At 41.4% G+C, this 23,212-nt stretch carries 25 protein-coding genes and 1 tRNA gene; 21 read left to right on the forward strand and 5 right to left on the reverse strand.

Going from position 1 to position 23,212, the window contains the following annotated elements:
- Positions 1 to 101: 101 nt before the first annotated feature.
- Positions 102 to 620, forward strand: coding sequence for an RNA polymerase sigma factor (locus DWX65_RS12550; RefSeq protein WP_118173537.1), 519 nt, complete (start codon positions 102 to 104; stop codon positions 618 to 620).
- 110 nt (positions 621 to 730) lie between these two features.
- Positions 731 to 1,552, forward strand: coding sequence for a hypothetical protein (locus tag DWX65_RS12555; protein WP_117698521.1), 822 nt, complete (start codon positions 731 to 733; stop codon positions 1,550 to 1,552).
- A 69-nt stretch (positions 1,553 to 1,621) separates the two neighbouring features.
- Here DWX65_RS12555 and DWX65_RS12560 read toward each other — a convergent pair.
- Positions 1,622 to 1,701 (reverse strand) — tRNA-Leu (locus DWX65_RS12560).
- A 49-nt stretch (positions 1,702 to 1,750) separates the two neighbouring features.
- Positions 1,751 to 2,002 (reverse strand): kinase to dihydroxyacetone kinase, encoded by a 252-nt coding sequence (locus tag DWX65_RS12565; protein ID WP_117698552.1) that lies wholly within the window; start codon positions 2,000 to 2,002, stop codon positions 1,751 to 1,753.
- 259 nt (positions 2,003 to 2,261) lie between these two features.
- On the opposite strand from DWX65_RS12565, the gene dltA reads away from it, so the two are divergent.
- From dltA to DWX65_RS12620, 11 genes are all read left to right on the forward strand, one after another.
- The gene (dltA, locus tag DWX65_RS12570; protein ID WP_118173538.1) at positions 2,262 to 3,800 is read left to right on the forward strand and encodes a D-alanine--poly(phosphoribitol) ligase subunit DltA; all 1,539 of its coding nucleotides are present in this window, start codon (positions 2,262 to 2,264) and stop codon (positions 3,798 to 3,800) included.
- Entirely contained in the window at positions 3,797 to 4,951 is a 1,155-nt protein-coding gene (dltB, locus tag DWX65_RS12575; protein ID WP_117698523.1) for a D-alanyl-lipoteichoic acid biosynthesis protein DltB, read from the forward strand. The genes dltA and dltB overlap by 4 nt, the downstream gene beginning before the upstream one ends.
- 86 nt (positions 4,952 to 5,037) lie before the next feature.
- Positions 5,038 to 5,277: a D-alanine--poly(phosphoribitol) ligase subunit DltC gene (gene dltC, locus DWX65_RS12580; RefSeq protein ID WP_118173564.1), complete on the forward strand. Its 240-nt coding sequence runs from the start codon at positions 5,038 to 5,040 to the stop codon at positions 5,275 to 5,277.
- 2 nt (positions 5,278 to 5,279) lie between these two features.
- Positions 5,280 to 6,476 (forward strand): D-alanyl-lipoteichoic acid biosynthesis protein DltD, encoded by a 1,197-nt coding sequence (gene dltD, locus DWX65_RS12585; RefSeq protein ID WP_117698524.1) that lies wholly within the window; start codon positions 5,280 to 5,282, stop codon positions 6,474 to 6,476.
- The gene (locus DWX65_RS12590; protein WP_117698525.1) at positions 6,445 to 6,594 is read left to right on the forward strand and encodes a teichoic acid D-Ala incorporation-associated protein DltX; all 150 of its coding nucleotides are present in this window, start codon (positions 6,445 to 6,447) and stop codon (positions 6,592 to 6,594) included. The genes dltD and DWX65_RS12590 overlap by 32 nt, the downstream gene beginning before the upstream one ends.
- 214 nt (positions 6,595 to 6,808) lie before the next feature.
- Positions 6,809 to 7,960 carry an ABC transporter substrate-binding protein gene (locus tag DWX65_RS12595; protein WP_117698526.1) on the forward strand — a complete coding sequence of 384 codons (1,152 nt, stop codon included), beginning with the start codon at positions 6,809 to 6,811 and terminating at the stop codon, positions 7,958 to 7,960.
- A gap of 97 nt (positions 7,961 to 8,057) precedes the next feature.
- Positions 8,058 to 8,933, forward strand: a complete 876-nt coding sequence (locus tag DWX65_RS12600) for a branched-chain amino acid ABC transporter permease (RefSeq protein WP_117698527.1) — start codon at positions 8,058 to 8,060, stop codon at positions 8,931 to 8,933.
- A 9-nt stretch (positions 8,934 to 8,942) separates the two neighbouring features.
- Positions 8,943 to 10,022 carry a branched-chain amino acid ABC transporter permease gene (locus tag DWX65_RS12605; RefSeq protein ID WP_117698554.1) on the forward strand — a complete coding sequence of 360 codons (1,080 nt, stop codon included), beginning with the start codon at positions 8,943 to 8,945 and terminating at the stop codon, positions 10,020 to 10,022.
- A gap of 1 nt (position 10,023) precedes the next feature.
- Positions 10,024 to 10,782 carry an ABC transporter ATP-binding protein gene (locus DWX65_RS12610; RefSeq protein ID WP_117698528.1) on the forward strand — a complete coding sequence of 253 codons (759 nt, stop codon included), beginning with the start codon at positions 10,024 to 10,026 and terminating at the stop codon, positions 10,780 to 10,782.
- Positions 10,783 to 10,795: 13 nt separating this feature from the next.
- Positions 10,796 to 11,506, forward strand: coding sequence for an ABC transporter ATP-binding protein (locus DWX65_RS12615; protein ID WP_117698529.1), 711 nt, complete (start codon positions 10,796 to 10,798; stop codon positions 11,504 to 11,506).
- Between the two features lie 9 nt (positions 11,507 to 11,515).
- Positions 11,516 to 12,145, forward strand: coding sequence for a cytidylate kinase-like family protein (locus DWX65_RS12620; protein ID WP_117841843.1), 630 nt, complete (start codon positions 11,516 to 11,518; stop codon positions 12,143 to 12,145).
- Positions 12,146 to 12,273: 128 nt separating this feature from the next.
- On the opposite strand, the gene DWX65_RS12625 is transcribed toward DWX65_RS12620, so the two are convergent.
- Entirely contained in the window at positions 12,274 to 12,924 is a 651-nt protein-coding gene (locus tag DWX65_RS12625) for a potassium channel family protein (RefSeq protein WP_117698530.1), read from the reverse strand.
- 33 nt (positions 12,925 to 12,957) lie between these two features.
- Positions 12,958 to 14,301: a TrkH family potassium uptake protein gene (locus DWX65_RS12630; protein WP_118173539.1), complete on the reverse strand. Its 1,344-nt coding sequence runs from the start codon at positions 14,299 to 14,301 to the stop codon at positions 12,958 to 12,960.
- Between the two features lie 216 nt (positions 14,302 to 14,517).
- Here DWX65_RS12630 and DWX65_RS12635 point away from each other — a divergent pair, with 216 nt between their 5' ends.
- Both DWX65_RS12635 and DWX65_RS12640 read left to right on the forward strand, forming a co-directional pair.
- Entirely contained in the window at positions 14,518 to 15,045 is a 528-nt protein-coding gene (locus tag DWX65_RS12635; protein ID WP_118173540.1) for a hypothetical protein, read from the forward strand.
- Between the two features lie 29 nt (positions 15,046 to 15,074).
- Positions 15,075 to 15,629 (forward strand): DUF1653 domain-containing protein, encoded by a 555-nt coding sequence (locus DWX65_RS12640; RefSeq protein ID WP_118173541.1) that lies wholly within the window; start codon positions 15,075 to 15,077, stop codon positions 15,627 to 15,629.
- Here DWX65_RS12640 and DWX65_RS12645 read toward each other — a convergent pair.
- Positions 15,622 to 16,077 (reverse strand): CYTH domain-containing protein, encoded by a 456-nt coding sequence (locus DWX65_RS12645; RefSeq protein WP_118173542.1) that lies wholly within the window; start codon positions 16,075 to 16,077, stop codon positions 15,622 to 15,624. The two genes, DWX65_RS12640 and DWX65_RS12645, sit on opposite strands and share 8 nt — an antisense overlap.
- A 208-nt stretch (positions 16,078 to 16,285) precedes the next feature.
- On the opposite strand from DWX65_RS12645, the gene DWX65_RS12650 reads away from it, so the two are divergent.
- From DWX65_RS12650 to lon, 6 genes are all read left to right on the forward strand, one after another.
- Positions 16,286 to 16,837 carry a DJ-1 family glyoxalase III gene (locus DWX65_RS12650; protein WP_118173543.1) on the forward strand — a complete coding sequence of 184 codons (552 nt, stop codon included), beginning with the start codon at positions 16,286 to 16,288 and terminating at the stop codon, positions 16,835 to 16,837.
- Positions 16,838 to 16,961: 124 nt separating this feature from the next.
- The gene (locus DWX65_RS12655) at positions 16,962 to 17,177 is read left to right on the forward strand and encodes an alpha/beta-type small acid-soluble spore protein (RefSeq protein ID WP_022243446.1); all 216 of its coding nucleotides are present in this window, start codon (positions 16,962 to 16,964) and stop codon (positions 17,175 to 17,177) included.
- Positions 17,178 to 17,432: 255 nt separating this feature from the next.
- Positions 17,433 to 18,776 (forward strand): trigger factor, encoded by a 1,344-nt coding sequence (gene tig / locus DWX65_RS12660; RefSeq protein ID WP_118173544.1) that lies wholly within the window; start codon positions 17,433 to 17,435, stop codon positions 18,774 to 18,776.
- Between the two features lie 115 nt (positions 18,777 to 18,891).
- Positions 18,892 to 19,473 (forward strand): ATP-dependent Clp endopeptidase proteolytic subunit ClpP, encoded by a 582-nt coding sequence (clpP, locus tag DWX65_RS12665; protein WP_022243444.1) that lies wholly within the window; start codon positions 18,892 to 18,894, stop codon positions 19,471 to 19,473.
- Positions 19,474 to 19,602: 129 nt separating this feature from the next.
- Positions 19,603 to 20,856, forward strand: coding sequence for an ATP-dependent Clp protease ATP-binding subunit ClpX (gene clpX / locus DWX65_RS12670; RefSeq protein ID WP_117698536.1), 1,254 nt, complete (start codon positions 19,603 to 19,605; stop codon positions 20,854 to 20,856).
- A 16-nt stretch (positions 20,857 to 20,872) separates the two neighbouring features.
- A complete protein-coding gene (lon, locus tag DWX65_RS12675) occupies positions 20,873 to 23,200 on the forward strand; it encodes an endopeptidase La (protein WP_118173545.1) in 2,328 nt (775 codons plus the stop codon).
- Positions 23,201 to 23,212: the final 12 nt, after the last annotated feature.

Consider the following 23,212-nt stretch of genomic DNA (forward strand, 5'->3'; position numbering starts at 1 on the left):
AAAATAACTTTCACTGCAACCGTTTCTTCTGTTATTACAATATATAGGTGTAAGGGAAACATCCCAAAACAAATGACGGCGCGGTCTGGGAGATTGGAAACATGAACAAACAATTACTGGAACATTACATTGAGGCATACGGAACGGACATTTATTCCTTTTGTATCCGGCTGACACAGAACTGGGAACAGGCAGAAGAACTCTATCAGGATACCTTTCTTGCAATGTGTGAGAAGGAGGACTGGAAGGAAGAGGGAAATGTCAAAAGCTATCTGCTTGGAATTACCATAAAGCTCTGGCAGAACCGGAAGCGGAAATTTGCCTGGCGAAAGCGAATCGCAGCGGAGATTCCCATATCGAAGGAGCAGGGACTGGAAGCATTTTCGGCAGATGAAAATTTAGAGCAGCATATGGTAAGCAAAGAAGAGCAGGAAGCCGTGTGGAAGGCTGTATACAAATTGCCGGAGCAGCTTCGCATCGTGATTCTTCTATATTATATGGAAGATTTCAAGGTGGCTGAGATTGCAGAAAAGCTGTCCCTCTCTATCAGTAATGTGAAAAGTAAACTGATGCGTGCACGTAGATATCTGAAGCAGGAATTGGAGGATTTTATCATATGAAACCAACCTTAGATGATTTATTACACAACTCCCTTATAGCAACTGATATTCCCTCGGAAGAACTCAACGAGAGGATTTTAAACCAGTCAACCCAAAAGGAGGTTGTACCTATGCGGAAGAAAGAAACGAAGAAACCATGGAAAATGGCACAGACAGCAGCGGCTGTGGCACTTCTTGTTTTAGTCACCGGCTGTGGTGTATATGCGGCAGAGCGGATCCTTGCACAAAAACAGATTGCTATTATTGATAATGAAACGGAATTTATGGAAAATGTCACAGAGACAACGATTCATTATGAAGAATTTTCAGGAGAAAATCTTGATTTTGCAGACAGCAAGGTGACCGACCGGACAGAGGAATTTATTCAAACTTCTGATTTCGTTGGAACCGTTACCGAAGGAACCAAGGATGATCTATGGAGCTTGAAGGCAGAAGAAAAGATTGATGGCAAAATAGAGGTGGGTTATGTCTATCCGAAATTAAGCGATGCTTTTAAAGACCAGAATATTGGCATTGACCTTTCTTATATAGAAGCAAATTATCCAACACTCTGGAGTGAAAAAGCCTGTCAGCTTTGCTATGATTCCAGGGATGCAGACACTTTTTCCCGGGGAGCATTCTTTGCCAGTTACCGGAAGGGAGACAGTCAGGCGGTGTCTATCCAGTATGAAGTATCGGATATAACAAATGAGGATGATTATATTTTTAAAGAAGCTTATGACAGCACCGGTACTTATACCACAGCAGATGGTGTGACACTGACCATTACCAGTCAAACAGCAGACAGCGGCTATACGATTACCTATGCCCACATGATTACGGAATATAGTGATTTCGTTCTGACATTGCGGGGAGATTTTTCAGAAGAAGAAAGCCATGTGATTTATGACAGCTTAAATCTTTCTTCTATCTGTGAGACTGGGAAGCAGTAGTGGAAATACCTGTGAAGGCATAATAAAAAACGGTTCAGGATAATTCCTGAACCGTTTTTGTGGTTGGACTGCGGGCAACAGGACTTGAACCTGCACGGTCTCCCACTAGAACCTAAATCTAGCGCGTCTGCCAATTCCGCCATGCCCGCAAGACAAGAACTATAATAATATAAAAATGCAGTTCATGTCAAGTGTAGATTAACCCTGAAGCCCCCGTGCCTGACGGTCCATATCTTCTACTACAATGTCATAGATTTCACCAAGACCTGCGCAGTATTCTAAGACCTTCCAAGGCTCGTTGGTGTGATAATGAATCTTAATCAGTTCTTCATCACCAACTGCCAGAAGGCAGTCTCCTTTGAAATTTTCAGTAAAGTAATCATTAATTGCATCCTCGTTTAGATTTTCCCCTTCAATTAAGAGCTGAGTGTCATATCTGAATTCTAACATCATCGAATCCTCTCTTTCTGTCTATTTCCCTTTTATCAGGAATAAATTTCAAACACAGTATAGCATAACGTGGTAAGAGAAGAAAGTATTTCATAAAGCAGCAGGACTTTGTTGAGACAGATTAACCAAGTAGAAAGTTTTAGATTTCTTTAAGAACTGCCTAAGCAAAGATTAATGTTCTTTAAGAATTCGTAACTGTGATATTCTTGTGATTTTATTGTGCTATAGTTGTCCCTAGAAAAAAGAAAAGAGGGATGATATGGATATTTTAAAGAACATCAGAGAAACTGCCCTGACACATCCGAAGCGGTGTGCAGTGCAAAGCAGAGAACAAAAGCTGACTTATGAGGAGTTAGAAGAATATTCCAACCGGCTTGCAGTATGGATTGCGAAGAACAGCCAGAACCGTAAGCGGCCGGTTATTGTATATGGACATAAGAACCCGTATATGGTGGTATGCTTCCTTGCCTGTGCCAAGGCAGGTAGAAGCTATGTGCCGCAGGATATCTGCATTCCGGTAAGCCGGGTGGATGAGACGGTATTAAGCGTAGAACCGGAACTGACCTTTGTGGTAGAAGGTGTTTATCAGACAGAAATCGGAATGGTAATCGGAAAAGAGAAGATAGAAGAAATCGTAAAACAGGAGACAAACGAGACCGATGTGCTACAGCCTCTGGCCAAAGATGAAGTATGGTATATCATATTTACTTCCGGAAGCACCGGAAAGCCTAAGGGCGTAGAGATTACAAGAGACTGCCTCAGCCATTATCTTGACTGGTCGGTGCAGTTAGGCAGCACCATGGAAGAAAAGGGCGGTGCCCATTTTATGAATCAGGCACCATTTTCTTTTGATTTATCGGTAATGGATTTATATACTTCCCTGGTCTGTGGCGGAACGCTTTATACCATGGATAAGAAGATGCAGAGTGACTATAGTGAGATGTTGGGCTTCTTAGAACAGTCAGAAATAGAAATCTGGGTATCGACACCGTCCTTTGCGGATATGTGTCTGGCAGACCGGAATTTCTGTGGGGAAAAGATCAAAGCCTTAAAACTTTTCTTATTCTGTGGGGAAGTGCTTACTACAGCTACGGTGGAGAAGTTAAAGGAACGTTTCCCGGAGGCAGTCATTATCAATACCTATGGCCCGACAGAATCTACGGTGGCAGTCACAGATGTGACCATAACAGAGAAATTATTGCAGGAGACCATTGCCCGGGGCAAATCCCTTCCGGTAGGCCATGAAAAGCCAGGAACTTATATCGAAATCTGGGATAAAGCCGGAAAAGTGTTGCCGGAAGGAGAACAGGGCGAGATTGTTATTATCGGAGATACGGTAAGCTGTGGTTATTATATGAGAGCAGATTTGACAAAGAAGGCATTTTTCCATTGTATCCTTGATGGAAAAGCTTACCGGGGTTATAAGACCGGAGATGCCGGATATTTAAAAGGCGGGCAGCTTTATTATAATGGAAGAATTGATTTGCAGGTGAAGCTGCATGGATACCGCATTGAAATTGAAGATATTGAGAATAACATGGTAAGACTTCCTCAGATTGACCATGCAGTCGTAGTGCCGAATCTGGAAGAAGGAAAGGTAAAGAGCCTGACGGCATTTGTGACAGGAGCACAGATGGCAGGAAAGAAAGCATCTGAGATTTCAAGACAGGTAAAAAACGGTCTGAAGGAATTCCTTCCGGGTTATATGATCCCAAAGAAAATAAAATATATCGAAACCATGCCAATGAATAACCATGGCAAGGCAGACCGAAAATATCTTGGAGGTCTGGCAGAATGAGTTTTTACAGCGGAGCACCATTCTTTGGCACATTGATTCTGTTATTGCTTTTCGCATTGATTCTTGGCTGTATGGAAAGGAGCCTGCGCTGGTATAACCTTATCGTATCCGGTGTAATGGTTGTCTGCGTGTTAGGCGGAAATCTGACGGCGCTTGCGTATTTTGCAGGATATTTTCTGATTGAGTGGATGCTGGTCAGAGGATATGAATACATAAGAAAGAAATATGGAAGAAAGGCAGCATTTTATCGCAGTTTTGTGCTGCTTTCCATTCTGCCACTTGCATTATGTAAATTATGTGATCTTCCATGGTTAAAGGAGATGAATCTTTTTCAGTTTACCGGAATTTCCTATCTTACGTTCCGGGTGGTGCAGATTATCATTGAACTTTATGATGGCACCATAGAAGAGGTGAAAATCCTTGATTTTTCAGCATTTTTAATCTTTTTTCCAACCTTTAGCTGTGGACCCATTGACCGGAGCAGAAGATTCTTGGAGGATTATCATAATGTGCCGGGAAGAAGAGAATATCTTGAGCGGTTTGGAATTGGTTTACAGAAGCTTGTTTTAGGAGCAGCATATAAATTCGTATTTGCGGATTTCTTCTATCAGATTATGAACCAGTTCATGAACCAGACAGCAGGGAATATGGTTTGTTATGCATACAGCTATGGTTTTTATATGTTTTTTGATTTTGCGGGATACAGTCTGATGGCAGTGGGAACCGGCTATATGCTTGGCATCTGCGTACCGGATAACTTTAAGAAACCGTTTATCAGCCGGGATATGAAAGAATTCTGGGCAAGATGGCATATTTCCCTGTCCGAGTGGTTCCGGGATTTCGTCTTTTCCAGATTTATGATGTTATCCATGCACAAAAAATGGTTTAAAAGCAGATTAAACGGTGCAGCAGCAGGCTTTCTTATCAATATGCTGGTGATGGGTGTGTGGCATGGTCTGACGGTGCATTATATTTTGTACGGACTCTATCATGGCATATTGCTGGCAGTTACGGAAATCTATCAGAAGAAGTCGAAGTTCTATAAGAAATATAAGAAGAAAACCTGGTATGCACTGGCATCATGGGGAATCACATTAAATCTGGTGATGTTTGGTTTCCTGATTTTCTCAGGACATTTTATTACAATTTAGGTTATCCCAACTTATATATAGAAGAAAAATTTTAGATGCAGAATCATTTGCAAAGAAAAATAGAAAGAGAAAAAGGAGATTATAAGATGAAAGAAAAGATTTTGGATATTATTGAAAAAGTATGTGAGGATGACAGCATCCGGGAAGACCTTACGATGAATCTTTTTGAAGAGGATTTACTGGATTCCTTAAGCTTTGTAGCACTTCTGGTGGAACTTGAGGATAACCTTGGTGTTGTAATTTCACCATCGGAAGTAATAAGAGAGGATATGGATACACCGGAGAAAATTATTGCGCTGGTAGAAGCGAAAGCACAGGAGAAGTAAGCATGAAAACGATAAAAGCATTTGCAGTTTCGCTGCTGTTATGCGCACTTACGATAGTGGGACTGCATTTATACAGCGGCAGAGGTTTTTCGGCAGAGGGAAAAGCAGGCACCTGGGTCAGTGATGCAAAATCCCAAAGCGGCAGTACATTAAAGAAGATGGCAGCCGATGAAAATGCATTGCTGATATTCGGCTCTTCGGAGCTGCGGCATGGACAGGGCAGTGGATTCCATGGAGATACGATTTTTGATGGTGCGGATATGGATCCCATTTATGTAGGAAAAGCAGGGTATCAGAGCCTGACCCATGCCATTACGCTGGGCGCGGTGGGCAGTCAGGCAGCCAATAAGAAGGCAGTATTAATCGTTTCGCCCCAGTGGTTTAAAGAAAATGGAGTAAAATCCACGGCGTTTGAAGCTGCTTTTTCAGAAGAAGAATATATTGCATTGCTGGAAAATCCGGATATCAGTCAGGAAACCAAAGATTATATCAATGGCAGACTGCAAAATATCATGGCAGATAATGAAAACATGTCAGAAAGAGTAAAAAAAGCCAGGGAATGGTATCAGCCGAAGGATGATAATACAGCAGAACAACCAGGCTGGCTGGAGCAGAAAAAAGCAGATTTTCATAAGGTACTGTTGGAAGAAAAGAATAATTATAAAGTGATGGCAGAGGCACTGATGGATGGAATCAGCAATCATAGGAGCAGGGAAAGTGGTGCAAAGCTGTCACAGGCTACCTGGGAGCAGCTTCGAAAGGAAGCTGAAACAGAAGGACATAAGCTTTCGGATGGCAACGACTATGGCATGTTTGACAGCGTATATAAAGGAACGTACCAGACGCTGATTGCCAATGGAAAACATAAGAATCCGAAGTACACCTTAGATTCCATGGAATTTTCGGATTTGGAATGTTTTTTGTCAATTTGCAGGGAGGAGGGAATAGAGCCTTTGGTAGTAATCCTTCCCTTTAATGGATACTGGTATGATTATACGGAACTGACGGCAGAAGAGCGGAGTGCATTTTATGAAAAGATAAGATGCATAGCAGAAGATTATGGTGTGCAGTGTGCCGATTTGAGTGGAAATGAATATACAGAGTATTACTTTGAGGATAATTCCCATCCAGCATTGAAAGGACTGGTAGATTTAAATGAAGCGATTTATGAATTTTATCGGAAAGATAAGACAGAATGAGAAGGCAGTATTTCTTGGTAAAGTGATTTTCTTTTACCTGCTGCTGATGATTCTATGGATGCATTTTATGCTGGCAAAGGATTCTGCAGCACCGGCGTTTATTTATGAGCAGTTTTAAACTATACCGGTTTGGAATGCGATATATAACCTGCGGTTATATATTAAAATAAATCAACCTAGTAAAATCAATACGTCTTTAGTACTTTAACGCGGTGAAGGGCATGAAAAACCTAGAAAAATCAAGGAGTAGCAGGGAAAATGAGTATTGCTTTTCAAATTTTCATGTAGTAAGATAAGGCACATGAAACCTAGGAGTTAAAGGAGGAACTATTATGAAGAAAAAAATAGTCAGTGTAATACTGGTCGCAGCGATGGCAGTTGGATGCCTTGCAGGTTGTGGCTCAAAAGAAGCAAAAAATGAAGATGCATTCTATATCGGAGGAATTGGACCGGTTACCGGTGATGCAGCAATTTACGGAACAGCCGTTCAGAACGGTGCACAGATTGCTGTCGATGAGATTAATGAAGCCGGTGGAATTAACGGTCATCAGATTGAATATAATTTCCAGGATGATCAGGGAGACCCTGAAAAAGCAGCAAACGCATACAACACCTTAAAAGACTGGGGTATGCAGGTATTAATGGGAACTGTTACAACAGGTCCTTGTGTATCTGTGGCAGATTTAACTGCAGCAGATAATATGTTCCAGATTACACCATCTGCATCATCTACAGATGTAATCAAGAACGACAATGTATTCCAGGTATGCTTTACAGACCCTGCACAGGGAACAAAATCCGCACAGTATATCGGTGAGAATAACCTTGCCAAGAAAGTGGCAATTATTTACAACAGTTCAGATATCTATTCATCAGGTATCGAAGCAAAATTCGTAGAAGAAGCAGCAAACCAGAACTTTGAGGTAGTTGCAGAAGAAGCATTTACTGCAGATTCCAAGACAGATTTTTCTACACAGTTACAGAAAGCAAAAGATGCAGAAGCAGATTTGGTATTCCTTCCAATCTACTATACAGAAGCATCTATTATCTTAACCCAGGCAGATTCTATGGGATATGCACCGACATTCTTCGGATGCGACGGTATGGACGGAATCTTAGGTGTTAAGAACTTTGATACTTCTTTAGCAGAAGGACTTATGTTATTAACACCGTTTGCAGCAGATTCGAAAGATGAAAAAACTGCAAACTTCGTTTCTAAATATGAAGAGAAATATAAAGATACACCAAACCAGTTTGCAGCTGATGCTTATGATGCAATTTATGCAATCAAAGCAGCATTGGAAGAAGCAAATGCAACACCGGATATGAGTGCTTCTGATATTTGTGATTTATTGAAAGACGCAATTACAAAAGTCAACATTGATGGTGCAACAGGTAGCGGAATGACATGGTCAGCAACTGGTGAAGTAAACAAAGATCCTAAAGCGGTTGTAATTCAGAATGGTGAATACGTAGGAATGTAATGTATTTTATCAGATAAGCCAAAGAGGGGTTGCCAATGGCAGCCCCTTTTATGTATTATAGAGGTATATATTCTAAGAGAAAGCAAGAGGTGTTGTTATGAGATTCATAACGTATTTAATCAACGGTATCAGCCTTGGCAGCATCTATGCAATCATTGCACTGGGTTACACCATGGTGTATGGAATTGCTAAGATGCTGAATTTTGCCCATGGTGATGTTATCATGATTGGCTGCTATGTCGTATTTATGACAATGAGCGGCATGAACATGAACCCGCTTTTGAGCGTAATCCTTGCAGTTGTAGTCTGCACTGTGCTTGGCGTGATAATTGAAAAAGTGGCATATAAGCCTTTGCGTAAGGCATCTCCACTGGCAGTATTGATTACCGCAATTGGTGTCAGCTATTTGTTGCAGAATATTGCATTACTGATATTTGGTGCAGATACCAAATCCTTTAGTTCTGTGGTTCCACTGCAGAATATTAAGATTGGCGGAATTACCATAACCGGTGTTACGGTAGTGGCAGTCCTGGCATGTATTGTTATCATGATTGGTCTGATGATTTTTATTAAAAAGACAAAAGCAGGACAGGCAATGCTGGCAGTATCCGAGGATAAGGATGCAGCACAGCTTATGGGGGTAAATGTTAACGGGACAATTTCACTTACTTTCGCAATTGGTTCCGGACTTGCGGCAATTGCAGGTGTGTTACTGTGTTCAGCATATCCGACACTGACTCCATATACCGGCGCTATGCCTGGTATCAAAGCATTTACTGCAGCTGTATTTGGTGGAATCGGTTCCATTCCGGGAGCATTTATCGGAGGAATCCTTCTTGGTATTATCGAAATCTTAGGAAAAGCTTATATTTCTTCACAGCTTTCCGATGCTATCGTTTTTGCCGTGTTGATTATTGTGTTATTGGTTAAGCCTACCGGTATTCTTGGTAAGCCAATTCATGAGAAAGTGTAGGTGGCAGGAATGAGTAAAATGAATTTAAAAACAATGAAGAAGACAACAAAGAGTAATCTGATTACATATGCTATGGTAATCGTCATTTTTGCCGTAGTACAGATTCTGGTAGCAACCGGAAGCATGTCCAGTCTGATGCAGGGACTTTTGGTACCCCTTTGTACTTATTCTATCGTTGCAATCGGATTGAACCTCTGTGTAGGCTATCTGGGTGAATTAAGTCTTGGTCATGCAGGCTTTATGTGTGTCGGCGCATTTTCCAGTGCTTTCTTTACCAGATGTATGGAAAATTCACCGATGAATCCAACCCTGCGTTTTATCATCGCTTTATTAATCGGAACTGCTGTTGCAGCATTCTTTGGATTCTTAATCGGAATTCCGGTACTTCGTTTAAGAGGTGATTACCTTGCAATCGTAACACTGGCATTTGGAGAGATTATCAAGAATGTCATCAATGTTCTTTATGTAGGCAAAGATGAAAACGGTCTGCATTTTGCAATCAATGACAACAAGGCTCTTAATATGTCGGGAACCGGAGAAATGATTATCGATGGTGCAAAGGGAATCACCGGAACACCAAGACAGTCTACTTTCTTAATCGGTGTTATTTTAATTCTGGTTGCATTGTTTGTAGTATTTAATCTGGTTAATTCCAGAAGCGGCCGTGCTATCATGGCAATCCGTGATAACCGTATTGCAGCAGAATCCGTTGGCATTAATATTACAAAGTTTAAACTGATGGCATTTACTATTTCAGCAGCAATCGCAGGAGCAGGTGGAGTGCTTTATGCACATAACCTTTCCAGCCTGATTGCCCAGCCGGCAAACTTTGGATACAATATGTCCATCATGATTCTGGTATTTGTCGTACTCGGTGGAATGGGAAGCTTCCGTGGTTCCATTATTGCAGCCGTAGTACTGACCATGCTTCCGGAAGTATTGCGTGGACTGCGTGATTACCGTATGCTGATTTACGCAATTGTTCTGATTGCAATGATGCTCTTTAACTGGGCACCGGCAGCAATTACCTGGAGACAGACACATTCTTTGAAGAATTTATTTGCAAAGAAAACGAAGGAGGTACAATAAGATGGCAATGTTAGAAGTAAAGAATCTTGGAATTTCCTTCGGTGGACTCCGGGCGGTAGATGGATTTGAAATGCAGATTGAAAAAGGTCAGTTATACGGACTGATTGGACCGAACGGTGCAGGTAAAACAACCGTATTTAATATGCTTACCGGTGTATACAAACCGGATGATGGAAGCATTGTACTGGATGGAAAAGATATTACCGGAAAGAAAACCATAGATATTAATAAAGCCGGAATTGCAAGAACCTTCCAGAATATCCGCCTTTTTAAAGACCAGTCCGTGCTGGATAATGTAAAAGTCGGACTGCATAATCATCATACTTATTCTACTTTAACCGGAATTCTAAGACTTCCGAAGTATTTTAAAGTAGAAGCAGAGATGAATGAAAAGGCAATGGAGCTGTTAAAGGTATTTGGTCTTGAGGATGAAGCAGATTATCTGGCATCCAATCTTCCGTATGGTAAACAGCGTAAACTGGAGATTGCAAGAGCACTGGCAACTGAACCAAAACTTCTGCTTTTAGATGAGCCGGCAGCCGGCATGAACCCAAATGAAACCAAAGAATTAATGGATACCATCCGCTTTGTAAGGGATGAATTTGATATGACCATTCTTCTGATTGAACATGATATGAAACTGGTATCCGGTATCTGTGAGAAACTGACTGTATTGAACTTCGGCCAGGTACTGGCAAGCGGAAATACCAGTGACGTATTGAATAATCCACAGGTTATCAGGGCATATCTGGGCGAATAGGAGGGATGATAAAATGGCAATGCTTGAAATAAAAGATTTGGAAGTATATTACGGCGTGATTCAGGCAATTAAAGGGATTTCCTTTGATGTCAATGAAGGAGAAGTCATTGCATTAATCGGAGCCAATGGTGCAGGTAAGACAACTACACTGCAGACCATCACCGGAATGCTCAGTGCCAAAAAGGGAAGCATTCTTTTTGAAGGAACAGATATCACCAAGGTTCCGGGACACAAGATTGTATCCATGGGAATGGCACATGTTCCGGAAGGAAGACGTGTATTTGCAGAGCTTTCAGTATATGAAAACTTAAAGCTGGGTGCATATACCAGAAAAGATAAGCAGGAAATTGCAGAGTCTTTAGAGCGTGTATACAAGAGCTTTCCAAGATTAAAGGAACGTAAGAATCAGCTGGCTGGAACCTTAAGTGGTGGCGAACAGCAGATGCTTGCCATGGGCCGGGCGTTGATGAGTAAGCCGAGGATCATCCTTATGGATGAGCCGTCCATGGGATTGTCTCCAATCTTTGTAGAAGAGATTTTTAACATTATCAAAGAAATATCTGCATCCGGTACAACTGTTCTATTGGTAGAACAGAATGCAAAGAAAGCATTATCGATTGCAGACCGTGCATATGTACTGGAAACAGGTAAAATTGTATTGAGCGGTGATGCCAAAGAGCTTATGAATAATGAGTCTATTAAAAAGGCATATTTAGGAGAGTAGGTGTTAAATATGAAACATACGGTAATAACCATTGCAAGAAGTTATGGAAGCGGCGGAAGAACGCTGGGTAAGAAGCTGGCAGAAGAACTTGGAATTCATTGCTATGACCGTGAGTTAATAAGAATGGCTTCTGATGAAAGCGGAATCAATGAGGCATTGTTTGGAGAGGCAGATGAGAAACTGCGTAAGATGCCACTGTTTCGTATTGCGAAGAAAGCATATCATGGGGAAGTGCTTCCACCGGATAGTGATGAGTTTGTATCCAACGACAATCTCTTTAACTATCAGGCGAAAATTATCCGTGAGGTAGCCAAAGAAGAGTCCTGTATTATTATCGGACGTTGTGCGGATTATGTTTTAAAAGATTGTGATTATGTAAAGAGTCTGTTTTTCTACGCACCGCGTAAGGACTGCATTGAACGTGTCATGCAGCAGAATGGTGGAACTAAGAAGGATATTGAAAAGAAGATAGACACCATTGATAAGTATCGCGCAGATTATTACAAATACTATACCGGCAGGGAGTGGAACGATGCCAGAAATTACGATTTCTGTCTGGACACTACATCCTTAAGTTATGAGAAGCTGGTACAGGTTGTAAAAGCATATTTAGAAATCAGTGAGGCAGAGGAGCCTTAGGAACAATATTGTAGCAGAATATGAGAAAGAAGAGGTATCTGATGATTCGGGCATCGGATACCTCTTCTTTCAATGCTTATGCGGGTAGTGGGAAAACGCTGGACTTGTAAAGCATGTTTTCTGTAGTTTTACAGTTTCTTTAAAATTTTATCGATGTCATTTCTGTGGCCTAATATCATCAGATGGTCCGTGTCTTTAAAAATATAATTGGCATCCGGCAGCAGGCTCATGACACCATCTGTTTTAATACCGATGATATTGGCATGATAGCAGGCACGGAAATTTAGATCCTTAATACTCTTTCCAATCCATTCCGGTAATGGCGGAATCTCATAAATGGAGAAGCCACCGCCTAATTCAAAGTAGTCAAAGACCTGGTCGGCAGAGAAACGGACTGCAGTTTTTTCAGCGATATCCCGGTCAGGGTAGATAACTTCGTCAGCACCGTTCCGCAGCAGAAATTTGGCATGAATATCACGGTTTGCTTTGCTGACGACATATCTGGCACCCATTTCCTTAAGCAGGCTTGTAATCTCTAAGCTGCTCTGGAAATTACTTCCGATACAGACAAAGCAGACGTCAAAATTGCCAACACCTAAAGTGGCAAGTACTTTTTCATTGGTGCAGTCGCCAATTTTTGCACTGGTGACAAAAGAGAGAACATCTTCCATTACGGCTTCATTCTCGTCCACAACCATAATCTCATTATCCAGTTTGGATAAGTCTTTGCAAAGGTGAGTGCCAAATCGGCCCAGTCCAATAATTAAAAATGATTTCATAGAATCCTCCTAGTATAATCAAGATATTTGATATTAACCGACATTGATTTTTTCTACCGGCTGCATCACATGCGCAATCCTTTTCTTATCCGTAAATGATAAGGCAAAGGAAAGGCTTCCCAGTCGTCCTAAATACATTAACAGAATTAGAATGATATGACAGCTGGTACTAAGGCTGCTTGTAATACCGGTTGACATTCCGACAGTGTCAAGAGCTGAAAATGCTTCAAAAGCCACATCAATGACTGGATAACCGGAAATAGCAGTAATTGCCAGTGTGGCGCTGAGTGCCAGCGTCAACTGGAACATAAGGACGACGACTGATTTGGTGATAACAGATTCTTCCAGTCTGCGTCCGAAAATATTTGTTCCGGTAGTACGGGTTAAGGTGGAACGTACGGATAACAATAGAACAAATATGGTTGTAACCTTTACACCGCCGGCGGTAGAACCCGGGGCACCACCGATAAACATAAATACAATAGAAAGAAATTTACTGCTTTCGCTTAACGCACCATTATCAACAGCGTTAAAACCGGCAGTTCGTGGGGTAACAGTACAGAAGAAAGAATTCAAAAGCTGTTCTCCGAAACTCATACCGGCAAATAAGCGGTTATGCTCAAAAAGATAAAAGAGCAGCGTGCCGCCAAAGAGGCAGACTGCAGTAGCACTTAAAACCATTTTGGTCTGCAGGGCATAGTGGCGGCAATGCAGCCCGTGTTCCCTAAGGTCATTCCATACAAAGAAACCAATACCACCAATCAGGATCAGGGCACTGATGGTAAGAATTACTACAGGATCATTGTAGAATCTGGTAATGGATGAAAATGGACTGTAACGCCCCATTAAATCGAATCCTGCATTACAAAAAGCTGAAATAGAATGGAAGATACCATAATAGATGGCATGTAAAACATCCATGTCTTTCAGAAAACGCAGTGTAAGAATGAATGCACCTGACATTTCAAAAAGAAATGTGCCTCCGATGACACGGCGGACAAGCCGCACGACACCGCCGATTTCAAGGGTGTTTAAACTTTCTTTAATAAGACCACGCTGCTTCAGCCCGATTTTCTTACGTAACATCAAAGAAACAGTAATGCCAATGGTGATAAAACCAAGACCACCAATCTGAATCAGAACTAATAAAACAAGCTGTCCGAAAATGCTCCAGTGGGTAAAGGTGTCGACCAGAACCAGACCGGTTACACAGGTAGCACTGGTTGAGGTGAAAAGGGCAGTTATAAATGGAGTCCATTCACCATTCCGGCTGGAAACCGGAAGCATCAGAAGTATGGTTCCGATAAAGATGAGCAATAGAAAACCAAGAGCTATCATCTGTGTACCGGACATACGTTTTTCAAATTTCCCAAACATAATAAAATTCCTATTCCTGATTTAAATAATTTTCGATAAATCTTATTTATCTATTATAGTAATTCTACTCCGCTTTGTCCAGAAAAGACAGTCTGACAGCAAGAAAAAATTATAGAATGAGTTGTTGTCTTAGCTGGTTTGTTTGAGTATAATAAAATAATAGGGTAAACTTGAAAAGAAAAAACTTGAAAAGGATAGAAAAAGGTAGGTTTTTATATGGGACTTTTTATTGTATTTATCATTATTATCATATATGTTGCTTTGTCCCAGAGTGTAAAGCAAAGCAATAATCAAAACAGGCGTGGAAATAATCCGGCTATGGGGCGGCCGCCACAGCAGATATATCGTCCACAGATGAACCAGCCGCAGCGTACATATCAGCAGGTGCCAAACCAGCAGCATACATATCAGCAGACCATGAACCAGCCACAACGGGCATATCAGCAGGCACCAGTCCAGCCGCATCCCATGTATCAGCAGGCACCTGATCCGCAGATGAACAGACAGCAGGCACAGCAGCAGTTAAAGAACCGGCTGGCGGAAAAATATCAGTCTGCAGCGGCAGAGGAAATGTCTGCCATGGAAGTAATAGAACCGATGGAATTTACTTATGATATTCCACAAAGTGATAATATGAAGAAAGTGCAGGAGCTGATGGTAACTGGCTTCAGCGGCAATCTGAATTTTGAAAGAGATTTTGTGGCAGAAGGAATTGAAATGTTAAACCGTTTTGAATTACAGTAAAGAGCATAGATAAGTGGAGGATGACAGCAATGGAAGGCAGAAGACCGGCAACCGGGGAGATTTACAGACATTTTAAAGGAAAATTATATCAGATTGTAGCCATAGCAACACACAGCGAAACAAGAGAAGAACTGGTGATTTATCAGGCACTTTACGGAGCTTATAAAGTATATGCAAGACCGCTTGCCATGTTTGTAAGCGAAGTTGATCATGAGAAATATCCGGCAGCAGAGCAGAAATACAGATTTGAAAAAGTAAAACTGCAGGAAGAAGCAACTCCACAGGAAGCGGTAAGGGTTAGTCAGGAGACAACACAGCCGCAGGCAACAGCCCAGCCGCAGGAAACTTCAGAATCCGAAGAGCAGGCGAATCCGTTCCTGCTGCGTTTCTTAGATGCAGATACCTATGAGGAGAAATATAAGATTTTAAATGAGATGGAAAATGATATTACAGACCGTCTGATTAATGATTTTTCCGTAGTATTGGATGTGGTAATTCCGGAAGGAGATTTAACCGGCCGTTATATACAGTTAAAGCAGTGCGTGGCAACCATGTGCCGTTATGAGACTACCCGCCTTAGGTAGGCAGTCCCATACGACTTAAAGTGCTGTTGTGATAATCAGAGGAGAAGGTGACATCTTTCCCAAACCACTTCGGTGGAAGGAAGGATTCAGCTTCTTCTTTTGTTTCAAATTCCACTTCGGCTAATTTCAACGGAGCAAGGTCTCCTTCGAAAATATCAAGCTCAATGGTCAGCCTGCCAGTCAATGGAATCAGATAGCGCTTCTTGGAAATGATAATGCCATCGGCTTTTTGAATCAGATGCCGGTAAGCATCTTCGTTCAGAGGAAGATTATATTCTTCCCGTACCATAAGACCGGAGCCTTTGTAAGTAAGAATATATTTGTCATTGGAGCGGCGCACCCGCACTACAGGATCCGTATTGAGATACCCCTGCTCAATGACTTTGCAGGGATAGTCTTTTAAATCAAAAGGAATCTCATCAATTAAATATTTGCATTCAATTTCCATAATAGCCTCCATATAGTCAGGAAAATAATGATACATTTATTGTAAAATATTTTAAAATCCACTGCAACCATGGAATTGAAAAAGCGCAGTAACCATGCTAACATAAGAGACAGCATAGAAAAATTTCGTGTTAGAAAATTTAATATCAGAAAAAGTAATATCAGAAAAAGTAATATCAGAAGAGAGTAGAAAACAGGAGGAAGATAATATGAAGAAAATCGGAATTTTTATGGCGGATGGCTGTGAAGAGATTGAAGGACTTACCGTAGTGGATGTGGTACGCAGAGCAGGAATTGCGATTGATATGATTTCCATTACCGGAAAGAAAGAAGTGGCAGGAGCCCACGGAATTACGTTTGCAGCAGATGTACTGGCAGAGGAAGCTGATTTTGACAGCTATGATGGAATTGTACTGCCGGGCGGAATGCCTGGAACCTTAAATCTCGGAAAGCATGAAATTGTAAAGAAAGTGATTACATCTTATGCAGCAGATGGCAAACTTACCGCAGCAATCTGTGCTGCACCAAGCGTATTGGGTGAGAATGGAATATTAGAGGGCAAACATGCAGTCAGCTATCCGGGCTTTGAAGAAAAGCTTCTTGGAGCCAGGGTCGGAGCAGAAAAAGTTGCAGTAGATGGCAACATCGTTACCAGCCGGGGCATGGGAACAGCCATTGAATTTGCCATGGCTATTGTAAAGTGGCTGGATCCACAGGCAGATATTGATGCGATGGAAGCAAATATCATGTATTTTAAATAAAAATAACCAGAACTTACCAACATAATTTATTCTCTGGAAGCCATACTAAAAACAGGATAAGCAACCAACAAAAGCTTATCTGAAAATAGATAACAAAGAGAAGAAACTATGGAGGTAGAAACAAATGAGTGGAACAAACAGTTCTAATTCAAGTAACCAGATGGCAGTGCCACAGGCAAAAGAGGCAATGCACCGTTTTAAACAGGAGGTTGCATCTGAAATCGGAGTACCTTTAAAAGAGGGCTACAACGGTGACCTGACATCCAGACAGGCTGGCTCTATCGGTGGAGAAATGGTTAAGAAAATGATCATGAGACAGGAAGAGCAGATGTCTAAATAAGAAGAAAGACAAAAAGCCTTCGGGAAAAGCGCGAAAGTGCATTTCCCGGGGGCTTTTTACATGACTGTCACCAATTGAAATCGGGTTAAAATCTTGTACAGAAAAAAAAGCTAGTAATTTTACAAACGGTGTGTTATAATCTCTAAATGACTGTTAGTAGCTCTAAGTATGCCTATTTTTAGGGAACAGTCGTAAGATAAGAAAATATTTGTACATGTATATTTTATATATAGTTATAAGGAGGAAGAAACAAGAATGAGTGTACAGGTTGAAAATTTAGAGAAAAATATGGTAAAGCTTACAATTGAAGTGGCAGAAGATAAAGTGGCAGAGGCTTTGAAAGCTGCATACAATAAGCAGAAAAACAAAATCAGCATCCCTGGATTCCGTAAAGGAAAAGTTCCAATGGCTATGGTAGAGAAAATGTATGGTCCGGAAATCTTCTATGAAGATGCTGCAAATATCATGATGCAGGAAGCTTATCCGGCAGCAATCGATGAGAGCGGTGTAGATATCGTTTCCCAGCCAACTGTTGATGTGGTTCAGTTAGAAAAAGGAAAACCATTCATCTTCACAGCAGAAGTTGCAAAGAGACCAGAAGTTAAACTTGGCAAATATAATGGTGTAACTGTAACAAAGATTGACACATCCGTATCTGATGAAGAAGTTGCAGAAGCATTAGAGAGAGAAAGAAATAACAATGCAAGAACTGTAACTGTAACAGACAGACCTGTTGCAGAAGGTGATACAGCAGTTATCGACTACGAAGGATTCGTAGACGGTGTCGCATTTGAAGGTGGAAAAGGAGAGAATCATCCATTAGAGATCGGTTCCCATTCCTTCATCGATACATTCGAAGATCAGTTAGTAGGAAAGAACACTGGCGATGAGGTAGAAGTAAACGTTACATTCCCGAAGGAATATCATGCAGAAGACTTAGCTGGAAAACCAGCAGTATTCAAAGTTAAGATTAACGAGATTAAGACAAAAGAACTTCCAGAGTTAAACGATGAGTTCGCATCTGATGTTTCTGAATTCGAAACTTTAGAAGAATACAAAGAGAGCGTGAAGAAGAACTTAGAAGAGACCAAAGAGAACAATGCAAAACGTACCAAAGAGGACGAAGCAATCAAGAAGATTATTGAGAAATCTGAGATGGAAATCCCGGATGCAATGATTGAATCCCAGGTACAGAATATGATTCAGGAATTCGCTCAGAGACTTGCCCAGCAGGGATTAAGCTTTGACCAGTATATGCAGTTTTCCGGAATGACTATGGACAAGATGAAAGAGCAGGTTCGTCCAGAAGCATTAACAAGAATCCAGAGCAGCTTAGTATTAGAACAGATTGCAAAAGAAGAAAACTTCGAGATTACAGAAGATGATGTAAATGCTGAAATCGAGAAGATGGCAAAAGCATACGGAATGGAAGCGGATAAGCTCAAAGAGTATGTAGGCGATGCAGAGAAAGAATCCATGAAACGTGATATTGCAATTGAAAAAGCAGTTCAGTTCATCATGGACAATGTAAAAGAAAGAGCAAAAGCTAAGACTAAAAAAGAAAAAGAAGCAGAAGCAGCAACTAACGCAGAAGCATAAGAGAAGCACGTAAAGAGACAGACTGACTTGGAATCAGGTCGGTCTGTTTTACGCAAACCACTTGAACCAGAGATAAAGTTGCAGCAGAATGTATGGTAGAAATGGAGGTTATCATATGAGTTTAGTACCTTATGTCATTGAACAGACCAGCAGAGGAGAGCGTAGTTACGACATATACTCCAGATTATTAAAGGATAGAATTATTTTCCTTGGTGAAGAGGTAAATGAGACCACAGCCAGTCTGGTAGTGGCACAGCTTTTATTCTTAGAGTCCGAAGATCCGGGAAAAGACATTCAGTTATACATCAATTCTCCGGGTGGAATTGTAACAGGCGGATTGGCAATTTATGATACCATGCAGTATATCAAATGTGATGTATCTACAATTTGTATCGGACTTGCAGCCAGCATGGGTGCATTCCTGTTGTCCGGTGGAACAAAAGGAAAGAGATTTGCATTACCAAATGCAGAGATTATGATACATCAGCCTTCCGGTGGAGCAAAAGGACAGGCAACTGAGATTCAGATTGCAGCAGAGAATATCTTAAAGACCAAGAAACGTTTGAACGAGATTTTAGCTGCAAATACCGGAAAGCCATATGATGTAATTGCCGCAGATACAGAGCGTGACTATTATATGTCCGCAGAAGAGGCAAAGGAGTATGGCCTGATTGACGGTGTAATTACAGCAAGATAAGAGAAATAAGAAAGAGGCTGTCTCTGGGCGGATTATCCGAAGCACATATGCGGAATTCGACTGCGGGCAGCCTTTACCTTTTTTACGAAGGATTTAGAAAAGATAGATGGAAATAATCGAGGTGGAAAGATGGCAGGAAGAAATAGCGAGGACAAAATCAGATGTTCCTTTTGCGGAAAATCACAGGATCAGGTACGCAAGCTGATTGCAGGACCAAACGGTGCATATATCTGTGATGAATGCGTGGACATCTGTGCAGAAATCATAGAGGAGGAATTCGAAGATGAGGAGATTTCCGGAAAAGGAAAGGAAGATTTAGAAGAAATCAACCTGATTAAACCGGAAGAGATGAAGAAATTCTTAGATGAATATGTAATCGGTCAGGACGAAGCCAAAAAAGTCCTTTCTGTAGCCGTATATAATCACTATAAAAGAATTACTTCTGATGTAGATATGAATGATGTGGAATTGCAGAAGAGTAACATTCTGATGTTAGGACCGACCGGTTCCGGTAAGACACTTCTGGCACAGACACTGGCAAGAGTCTTAAATGTACCGTTTGCCATTGCAGATGCCACCACATTAACAGAAGCAGGCTATGTCGGTGAAGACGTAGAGAATATCCTTCTGAAACTGATTCAGGCAGCAGATTACAATATCGAGCGCGCCCAGTGCGGTATTATTTACATCGATGAGATTGATAAGATTACGAAGAAATCTGAAAATGTATCCATTACCAGAGATGTGTCCGGTGAAGGTGTACAGCAGGCATTATTAAAAATCTTAGAGGGAACTGTGGCTTCCGTTCCACCACAGGGTGGAAGAAAGCATCCACAGCAGGAATTAATCCAGATTGATACTACGAATATTTTATTTATCTGTGGTGGAGCATTTGATGGATTAGAGAAGATTATCGAGCAGCGTATGGATCAGAAATCCATCGGCTTTAACGCAGATATTGCAGACCGTACCGAGCGTAATCTGAGCGAAGTCTTAAAGCAGGTACTGCCGGGAGATTTTATTAAATTCGGTCTGATTCCGGAGTTTATCGGACGTGTTCCGGTAAATGTATCCTTAGAGCAGCTGGATAAGGAAGCGTTAATCCGTATCTTAAAGGAGCCGAAGAATTCACTGATTAAGCAGTATAAGAAGCTGTTTGAAATTGACGGTGTAGAGCTGGAATTTGAAGATGATGCAGTAGAAGCAATTGCAGAGAAATCCTTAGCCCGTAAGACCGGTGCCCGTGGACTTCGTGCAATTATGGAAGATACCATGATGGATTTAATGTATCAGATTCCTTCTGATGAGAGTATTGTAAAATGCACCATTACAAAAGAAACGGTAGAAGACAAGAAAGCGGAGATAGAATATCGTAACGCATAAAAAAGAGGAGAAAAAGATGAGCAGGACAGTAATTCATTTACCGGCAGTTGCACTTCGTGGAATGACCATTCTGCCGGGAATGGTGGCTCATTTTGATATTAGCAGGGACCGTTCCATTCATGCCATAGAAGAGGCGATGGTTGGAGACCAGAAAATATTCCTGATTACACAGCAGGATGCTTCCGTAGAGGAGCCGGCCAGGGATGATTTATATCAGATTGGTGTTATTGCTGAAGTAAAGCAGGTAATAAAGATGCCAAATGAAATCGTGCGTGTTTTGGTAGAAGGATTGGAAAGAGGCGAGTTAGCCTCTTTTCTGTCACAGGAGAAGTATCTGATGGCAGAGGTCATCCTTTTTGATGAAAAAACGGCAGAAGAGGAAGAACTGATGCCGGAAGCGAAGGAAGCAATGCTTCGCTGTATCAGGGAAACCGTACTGAAATATCAAAAAGCCAATGGACATATGAGCAAAGAATTCTTACGTCAGGTAGAAGAACAGCAGGACGTTGGAACTTTGATGCAGCAGGTTGCATACAATCTGCCGCTTTATTATACCCAGAAACAGAAAATCTTAGAGGCAGTAGATCTCACTTCCCAGTATGAGACTTTAATGGCAATTCTGCTGAATGAAGTAGAAGTTATTTCCCTGAAAAATGAATTTCAGGCGAAGGTGAAAGAACGCGTGGATAAGAATCAGAAGGAATATCTTTTGCGGGAACAGATGAAACTGATTCGGGAAGAACTAGGTGAGGATAATACACAGTCAGATGCGGAACACTTTTTAGAGGAAGTAAAGAAACTGAAGGCAGATAAGACGGTTAAAGAGAGAATTAAAAAAGAGATTGAGCGTTTTAAGAATATTGCATCCAGTTCTTCGGAAAGTGCAGTCAGCAGAGGCTATATTGAGACATTGCTGGAACTGCCATGGAATAAGGCTTCTAAGGATAATAAAGATTTAGCTAATGCAGAGAAAATTTTAGACGAAGACCACTACGGACTGGAAAAAGTAAAAGAGCGTATGCTGGAATTCTTGGCAGTCCGGAATCTGACTCATAAAGGAGAAAGTCCAATTATCTGTCTGGTGGGACCTCCTGGAACCGGCAAGACAAGCATTGCCCGTTCTGTGGCAAAAGCATTGAATAAAAAGTATGTCAGAATCTGTCTCGGCGGTGTCCGTGATGAGGCAGAGATTCGTGGACACAGAAAGACCTATGTGGGGGCAATGCCGGGCAGAATTATCAATGGTTTAAAGAGTGCCGGAGTAAAGAACCCGCTGATGCTTTTAGATGAGATTGATAAAGTTAGCAGTGATTATAAGGGAGATACATCTTCTGCACTGCTGGAAGTATTGGATAATGAGCAGAACAGCCATTTCAGGGACCACTATGTGGAGCTTCCGGTAGATTTGTCTGAGGTATTGTTTATTGCGACAGCCAATTCCGTACAGACAATACCAAGACCTCTGTTAGACCGTATGGAGCTGATTGAGGTAAGCAGTTATACGGAAAATGAAAAGGCTCACATTGCAAAAGAGCATCTTATAGCAAAGCAGATTGAGAAAAATGGCTTAAAGGAATCAGAGCTTACATTCCAGAATGGTGCAATTGAGCAGCTGATTCGCAGCTATACAAGAGAAGCCGGTGTGCGTAACTTAGAACGCAAAATCGGTGAAATCTGCAGAAAAGCAGCAAGAGAGATTTACGAGGGCAAGAAAAAGAAAGTTACTATAAGCACAAAGAACTTAGAACATTATCTTGGCAAAGAGAAATATACCTTTGATAAGAAGAATGAGAAGGACGAGGTTGGTATTGTCCGGGGACTGGCATGGACCAGTGTCGGTGGTGATACATTAGAAATCGAAGTAAATGTAATGCCGGGAAAGGGTGAATTTAAACTGACAGGACAGCTTGGCGATGTCATGAAAGAGTCTGCACAGGCTGGAATCAGTTATATCCGTTCTGTCAGTGAGCAGTATCAGATACCGGACGATTTCTTTACCAGACATGATATACATATCCACATTCCGGAAGGAGCCGTACCAAAGGATGGACCGTCCGCCGGTGTTACCATGGCAACCGCAATGCTTTCTGCCATTACCGGGAAAAAGGTGCGTGCTGATGTTGCCATGACAGGAGAGATTACCCTCCGCGGCAGAGTGCTTCCGATTGGTGGATTAAAAGAGAAAACATTAGCAGCGAAAAATGCCGGTATCCGGACAGTCTGTGTGCCGGGAAAAAATGAAAAAGATATCGAGGAACTCTCAGCAGAGATTAAAAAGGATTTAGAAATTGTCTATGCAGATACCATCGAAGATATCTTAAAGGTTGCTTTTGTAAAAGAGTAGTAAAGGAGCAGA

This window comes from Roseburia sp. AF20-18LB (assembly GCF_003461185.1).
Taxonomy (GTDB): Bacteria; Bacillota; Clostridia; order Lachnospirales; family Lachnospiraceae; genus Roseburia_C; species Roseburia_C amylophila.